The sequence below is a fragment of the Novosphingobium naphthalenivorans NBRC 102051 genome (assembly GCF_001590985.1).
Taxonomy (GTDB): domain Bacteria; phylum Pseudomonadota; class Alphaproteobacteria; order Sphingomonadales; family Sphingomonadaceae; genus Novosphingobium; species Novosphingobium naphthalenivorans.
Window position 1 is genome coordinate 1 of sequence record NZ_BCTX01000136.1, and the last position, 6,971, is coordinate 6,971.

The 6,971-nt window shown below is 65.4% G+C and carries 8 protein-coding genes; 1 reads left to right on the plus strand and 7 read right to left on the minus strand.

What is annotated here, in order from left to right:
* Positions 1-3 precede the first annotated feature (3 nt).
* The 6 genes from NN5_RS23550 to NN5_RS23575 are packed head-to-tail and all read right to left on the minus strand — an operon-like array spanning position 4 to position 5,726.
* A complete protein-coding gene (locus NN5_RS23550; protein ID WP_067738978.1) occupies positions 4-1,395 on the minus strand; it encodes an NAD-dependent succinate-semialdehyde dehydrogenase in 1,392 nt (463 codons plus the stop codon).
* A 2-nt stretch (positions 1,396-1,397) separates the two neighbouring features.
* Entirely contained in the window at positions 1,398-2,195 is a 798-nt protein-coding gene (gene hpaI, locus NN5_RS23555; RefSeq protein ID WP_223308216.1) for a 4-hydroxy-2-oxoheptanedioate aldolase, read from the minus strand.
* Positions 2,196-2,219: 24 nt separating this feature from the next.
* Entirely contained in the window at positions 2,220-3,062 is an 843-nt protein-coding gene (gene hpaH / locus NN5_RS23560) for a 2-oxo-hept-4-ene-1,7-dioate hydratase (RefSeq protein ID WP_051585693.1), read from the minus strand.
* Complete coding sequence (locus NN5_RS23565) at positions 3,062-4,159, minus strand: cupin domain-containing protein (protein ID WP_037486858.1); 1,098 nt, start codon at positions 4,157-4,159, stop codon at positions 3,062-3,064. The genes hpaH and NN5_RS23565 overlap by 1 nt, the downstream gene beginning before the upstream one ends.
* A 23-nt stretch (positions 4,160-4,182) precedes the next feature.
* The gene (locus NN5_RS23570) at positions 4,183-5,172 is read right to left on the minus strand and encodes an ornithine cyclodeaminase family protein (protein ID WP_037486857.1); all 990 of its coding nucleotides are present in this window, start codon (positions 5,170-5,172) and stop codon (positions 4,183-4,185) included.
* A complete protein-coding gene (locus tag NN5_RS23575; protein WP_037486856.1) occupies positions 5,169-5,726 on the minus strand; it encodes a carboxymuconolactone decarboxylase family protein in 558 nt (185 codons plus the stop codon). The genes NN5_RS23570 and NN5_RS23575 overlap by 4 nt, the downstream gene beginning before the upstream one ends.
* 89 nt (positions 5,727-5,815) lie before the next feature.
* Here NN5_RS23575 and NN5_RS23580 point away from each other — a divergent pair, with 89 nt between their 5' ends.
* A complete protein-coding gene (locus NN5_RS23580; RefSeq protein ID WP_051585692.1) occupies positions 5,816-6,766 on the plus strand; it encodes a LysR substrate-binding domain-containing protein in 951 nt (316 codons plus the stop codon).
* Here the strand turns inward: NN5_RS23580 and NN5_RS26695 are convergent.
* Positions 6,744-6,971: hypothetical protein (locus NN5_RS26695; protein ID WP_217998765.1), on the minus strand; the 228-nt coding region annotated here is incomplete at its 5' end. The two genes, NN5_RS23580 and NN5_RS26695, sit on opposite strands and share 23 nt — an antisense overlap.

Here is a 6,971-nt window from a genome sequence, read left to right on the forward strand (position 1 = left end):
GGTTTAAGGCATTCCAACGTTATGCAACAAAGCCATTCCGAAGTGGGAAAGTTCGCGACCATAACCGCTTTGCCGGACGCCGCCGATCGGCACCCGAGGATCCGAAACGGGAACCCCGTTCACATGAACCGCACCGGTTTCGATGCGCCGGGCGAGCGTGGTCGCGCGCGCCCTGTCGCCGCTCCAGATCGCACCCGAGAGGCCGAAGTCGCTGTCGTTCGCGAGCCGGACCGCATCGTCGCCGTCATCGGCGACGATGATCGCCGCGACAGGCCCGAACGTCTCTTCGCGAAAGACCGGCATAGCGGGGGTCACGCCGGTGAGCACGGTCGCAGGATAGAAGGCGCCCGGCCCGTCCGGTATCCGGCCGCCGGCAAGCAGCCGCGCGCCCATCGCCAGGCTGCGCTCCACCTGCGAATGGAGTTCGTCGCGCGCGCGCGCGCGCGCAAGCGGCCCCAGGTCCGTGGCGTCGTCGAGCGGATCGCCGCACACCAGCGCCTCGGCTGCGGCGACGAAGCGCGCCGTAAAGGCCTCGGCGATCGGCGCCTCCACGATGAGCCGCTTGGCGGCGATGCAAACCTGTCCGCTGTTCTGGAACCGCGCTTCGATCGCAGCGGGAACGGCGCGGTCGAGGTCAGCGTCCGCCAAGACTATGAAAGGGTCCGATCCGCCGAGTTCGAGCACCGATTTCTTCAGGTTGCGCCCCGCCTCCGCCGCGATGGCGCCGCCCGCCGCGGTTCCCGCCGTCACCGACACGCCGACGATCCGCTGGTCGGCCAGCAGTGGCGCGATCTGGTCGCGTGAGACATGGACGTTCGCGAACAGACCGGCAGGGAAGCCCGCCGCGCCGAAACAGTCAGCGAGCGCTTTGGCGCAGCCCTGGACGTTGTCGGCATGTTTGAGCAGCATCGCATTGCCGCCCGCGAGAACGGGCACGGCGGCGCGCAGTACCTGCCACAAGGGAAAATTCCACGGCATGACGGCGAGGACGATGCCGAGCGGGCGATAGCGGACCACCGCCTCCCCATCGCTGCCCATGTCGATCCGCTCGTCGGCGATCAACCGTTGGGCATGATCCGCATACCATCGGCACAGCGCGGCGCATTTGGCGACCTCGCCGCGTGCGCGGCCGATCGGCTTTCCCATCTCGACTGAGATCAGCCGCGCCAGCAGTTCCGACCGCTGCTCCAGAGTCTGCCCCAGCCGCCGAAGCGCTGCGCCACGATCCGCACAGCTTATGTCACGCCACACGTCGAACGCCGCGGAAGCAGCGTCGACGGCTTCGGCCACCTCACGCTCCCCGAGCCAGGGGTGCAGCGCGACCGTCTCGCCGGTCGCCGGATTGACCGATAGCGAGCCGGGGTGCGCGAGTACGTTTTCTGCTGCGTTCGCCATCATCAATATACGCCTCCCGCGCCCGAATTCGCCGGGCGCGGGTCCCCGCCGGCAAAGCGGGCTGCGAGCGCTTCGGCGCCGCGCGCCAGGATCGTCACGTCGGTTCCCACCGCGACGAAGCTTGCCCCGATTTCAAGGTAGCGCCGCGCCAGCGCTTCGTCGGCCATCAGCATGCCGACAGGCTTGCCCGCCGCGCGGATCGCCACAATGGCGCCTTCGATCGCCTCCTGCACCTCGGGATGGGCGGCATCTCCGAGATGACCGAGGTCGGCAGCGAGATCGGACGGGCCGATGAACACGCCGTCGACGCCTTCGGTTCGTGCGATCGCGCCGACATTGGCGATCGCCGCGCGGCTTTCCACCTGCAGCAGCAGGCAGATGTCTTCGGCCGCGTTGCGGATATAGCCTGGCGTGCGGTTCCAGCGGCTGCCGCGCCCGATCGCCGTCCCGACGCCACGGATGCCGTGCGGCGGATAGCGCGTCGCGCTGACCATCGCCGTCGCCATGGCGGCATCCTCGATCATCGGGATCAGCAGCGACCGCGCCCCGATGTCCAGATACTGCTTGATCAGCACCGGATCGCCCACCGGAAGCCGGACCACGGGTTCGACCGGATAGGCACTCGCCGCCTGCAACTGTGCCAGCACGAGCGGAACGTCGTTCGGCGCATGCTCGGCGTCGATCAGCAACCAGTCGAAACCTGCCCCGGCCGAAATCTCGCACGTATAGGAGGAGGCCAGTGCCTGCCAGAAACCGATCTGCGGGCGATGCTCGCCGATCGCCTGTTTGAACGCATTCACGTCACTCTCCCACATCGCCCTCGGTCAACCGAAATGGCACTCTACCTGCCCGAAGGATCCGAAATCGGCGACGATATGGCTTCCGGGGGGCGCCTCGACCGGACGGATGAACGATCCCGAAAGCACGACCTGCCCGGCCTCGACCCGGTCGCCACGCGCCGCCAGCCTTTCGACGAGCCATGCCATCGAAACCAGCGGATCGCCGAGCACGCCGGCGCCGAGACCGGTTTCCTCGACATCGCCATCCTTCGAGACGATCGCGCCGACGAAGCGCAGGTCGAGCGCGCCGAATTCGCGGACCGGGGCGCCCATCACGATTCCACCGTTCGCGGCATTGTCCGAAATGGTGTCGCAGACGTTGCGGAGCCGCCCGGTTTCCGGATCTTTGCGGGTAATCCGGGTATCGAGAATTTCGAGCGCCGGAGCCACATAATCGGTCGCCGCGAGGATCGCTTCGGCCGAAATTTCTTCCGGCTCAAGGCCGGTGCGCATGACGAAGGCAATCTCCGCCTCGATCCGCGGCTGGATGAAGCGGCCTGGGGCGATGTGGGCGCCATTGTCGAACGCCATGCTCCGCAGAAGCACCCCCGAATCCGGAATGTCGATCGACAGCGCCGCCTGCATCGCTTTCGACGTCAGCCCGATCTTCCACCCGATCACGGGATCGCCCGCCGCCGCCTTCATTCGCACCCATTCCGTCTGGATGGCATAGGCATCGTCCATCGTCAGGCCGGCATAGGTCTCGCTGAGGAGGCGGATCTGCCGCCCCGTCCGCTCCGCCTCGTCCAGCGCCCGCGCGGCCGCCGCAATGGCGTCGCCATCCAGCGTCACACCGCCGAAATCATCGATCCGCCGCGCCCCGGCCATCAGCCGCCGACCGCCTCACGATTGGTCGCGAAGCCTTCCTCGGCGCCGAGAAGCGCGGGCGGCTCCTTCAGGCTTTCCTGCCACAGCAGCGATTCCATCGCGATGTTGAGCGGCTGATCCTGGATCGTCAGTTCATAGACCGGGCCATTGTCATGGCTCGCATGATTGTGGACCGACCAGCCCGGCGCGGAAAGCATCAGATCGCCCGCCTTCCATTCATAGACCTTGCCCTCGACGGTCGACCGCCCCGAACCCGAGAAATAATAGTTCACCGCCGCGGACGAGTGGCGATGCGGCCGATCGACGATCTTCGGCGGGCGCAACGTCATCGTCGCGAAGAAATTGGGGGTGGTGCCGTTGGTACGCCCGGTCATCGGATTATAGAGCAGATAAAGCCTGCGGCCGACATAATCCTTGCCCAGCGCTTCCAGCTTGTCGAGATGCTCCTTGACCTGCTCCCACGGCCAGTAGAGCGCGGGGCTGGTCACCGACGGCGGGTTGATCAGCCGTTCATAGGGCATCATCCACGCGCCTTCCTCGTTCAGCTGGAAGGTGCCATAGGGGTTGACGCGCGTGCTGTCCGCCGCCGCATGCTCATCCTCCCGGTCGATCGACTTCAGGAGCGGCTGCGGATTTTCCTCGACGACATGGATGTTCATCATGTCGAGCAGCGCGCCGTTCGAATAGGTCAGGCGGACATAGAGATCATCGCCGATATTCTTGTGGCGATAGATGCGCATCGATGGCGTGTTCCAGACGTCATAAAGCGCGGTTTCGCGATGCTGGCCGCTCGTCTCGGTGGCGCCGCGCCCGCGAATGACGAAATTCACCTGGGTCGAATTCTGGCGAAAGGTCGACGTTTCCTCGCCCGGCAGCAGCACGTCGAGCGACACCTGGATGCCCGGCGCCAGCCCGATCGAGCGTTCGTTGCGCGGATGCTGGAAATAGGACCGCCGCCGACCGTTCGCCGGCCGGGGCATCGCCGCTAGCCGTTCGATCTCGGCATCGATCTGTTCCTTGGTGATGACGATCGGCTCCCAGGGTGCGTCGCGTTCCGGCAGCGCGCCACTGGCTTCGATGAACAGGGGCTGGGTCATGGACGCGGTCCTTTCCTTGGAATCTAAAGTGTCAGGCGCGGCGCCTGGCGGGTTATCGCCGGAAGCGGCCGGCCGGCCCCCGCCTCACGCGCGGCCTTGAGGAGAGCGATACCCAGCGACAGATCGGAAATTCCCATCCCCATCGCCTTGAAAAGCGTGAGATCGGCATCGGCGGGCCGCCTCGCGTTCCCGGCAACGAGCGTCGACAGGGACTGCAGCCGCTGCCATCGGGCTTCGTCCTCTCCGAACGCATCCATGAACTCGCGGCTGAGCTTGCGCACCTGCGGCACGCTGTCCGCCGCCATCACCGAGGCGCGTTCGATGAGTGCCGCGTCAAATTCGGCGCGCTCGGGCGTGATCGCGCCGACCGCGTTCACATGAACCCCGCGAGGGAGGGCGTCCGCGCTGAGGAAGGGGGATCGCGCGCGGGTCGCAAGCGTGACGATATCGGCCGAATCCAGCGCCTCGTCGAGCGTCTGCGTCGCAATCGCTTCCACGCCGAGCTTCGCTTCGATTTTTTCGGCCAGCGCCTCGCGATTCACAGCCGTCGGGCTCCACACGGTCACGCGCGTCAGCGGCCGTACAGCCGCCACCGCCGCCACCTGCGTGATACTCTGCTTGCCGGTTCCGATCATGGTCATCCGGCTGGCATCGGGACGCGCCATGACATCGGTGCCGAGGCCGCTGATGCCGCCCGTGCGCATCTGCCCCAGCGCGAAAGCCTCGATGATCGCCTGAACCGAACCATTTTCGCTGTCGATCAGGATCAGCAGCGGCATCGCGCCCCCGGCCGTGTGCGCCCAGGTCTTGGTGCCGACGGTTCCCCACCCGTCGAACACCGCGCCGATCGCGTGCAACGTCGATCCGTTCGCCCAGCTCGCGTGCGTCTTGACCATGTTCGATGCGCGGCCCGCCGCCTCTTCGCGAAGCCCGTCGCGCAGCGCATCGATCGCCTGCGGCAGCGCCATCAGCGAGACGACTTCCGCCTCGGAAATCCAAAGCCCTTCGCTCATTTCACGGTCCGATCGAAAATCGAGGGAACAGGCGGCTGAAGATCGAGGGAGTTCACAATCAGCGCGTGCGTGACGTAACGGCCCACGAGGAACATCACCGCGATCGCCTCTTCCGCCCCGATCGCTTCGATCGTCTTATCAAGTTCGGCCTGCACATCCTTGCCGCGCCGCCGCAGCATGGCGATGATCAGGCGCTGGACATCGCGCTCGGCATCCGAAAGCTCCGGCGCGACATCGGGATCCGCCTGCTCGACGGCCGCTATCCAGGCTTCGCCGAAGCCCAGCCGCTTCGAAAGCCGCTCATGCTGGTGCAGTTCGTAGCGGTTTTCCATCAACGTTGCGACGGTCAGCGCGCCCAGCTCGGTCAAATGTTCCGGCAGAGCGACCTTGAGCGCGTCGGTCATTTCCATGAAGGAGGTCAGGACCACCGGCTGGACGCCGGTCACCTGGAAGAACTCGCCGAGATAGCCCAGCCGTTCATATTTGGAGCGCAGGACATACTGCACCCCCGGCGCCAATTGCTCGAAGCCAAGCCTCTCGATGCGCGCGCTCATATCGCGTCTCCTTCTGCGTGCACGGATCATCCTTTCTTTGCCATCGTTTCGGAAATACATTATCAGAGCATTGGCAATACTCTGGAGGTATGACGTTGGATGTGAGGCAGATGCGCTATCTCGTTGCTGTGGGGGAGGAACTGAACTTCACCCGCGCGGCGGAACGCTGCCACATTTCGCAACCTCCGCTCAGTCGGGCGATCCGCGAGCTTGAGAGCGAGATCGGCACCAGGCTGTTCGATCGGGACAAGCATCATGTCGCGCTGACGCCCGCGGGGGCCAGCCTCATGCTGAGTGCGCGAAAGGCGCTGGCGGCGCTTGACGACGGCATCCACCTTGCACGGCGGACAGGAATGGGGCTGAGCGGAACGCTGACGTTCGGCTTCGGAGGCTCGACGGTTTATTCGCTCCTTCCCTCACTGGTCCGGCGGTTTCGGGAGACCACGGCCGACGTCGAGCTTCGCTTCAGCGCCATGTCTGTCCTGCATCAGATCGAGGCGCTCAGAAGCGGCGAAATCGACGTCGGGATTCTGCGCCTGCCGATTTTCGACGAACTGATCGAAACCCGCTTCGTTCACAGCGAACCGCTGGTGGCCGCCTTGCCGCTCGGACACCCGCTGCTGGCGCACAGTGGCGCGGTTTCCCCCGCCGATCTGCGATCGAGCCGGTTCGTGACCTATGAATCCACGCGCGGCTTCAACTTCCAGGCCGATCTGCTCGCATTGTGCCGCCTCGCGAATTTCGATCCCGAAATAGCGCATGAGGCGCCGACCACCGAGGCGGTCATCGGCATCGTCGCCTGCGGCGAAGGCGTTGCGATCGTGCCCGCTTCGGCCGAGCGCCTGCGGATGCGCGGGGTTGCCTTCCGCCCGCTTGAGGTTCCCGACGCCACCGCCGAACTGGCAGTGGTGCGCTTTGCGCTGGCCTGGCGTGCCGGCGAACTCGGGGCGACCACGCGCAAATTCATCGATTCGGTGTTTGCCACGCCAGGGCCGGACCCGACCGGGGACGCTCAGGTCATGCGAGATGGCGGACGATAATCAGGCGCCTGCCCGGCGTCATATGAACCTCGATCCGGCCGCGGCGCGGCGCTACCATCGCCATCGCCTCTCGAATCCCCCAGCCCGAATTAGGTTTTTCCCAGTTAGAAATGCAGTGTTGCGGTGCAGTCTGTAATGAGACAGCCATGGACAGGCCTTTGCGACACAATAGGCTTTGTTGCATAACGTTGGAATGCCTTAACCC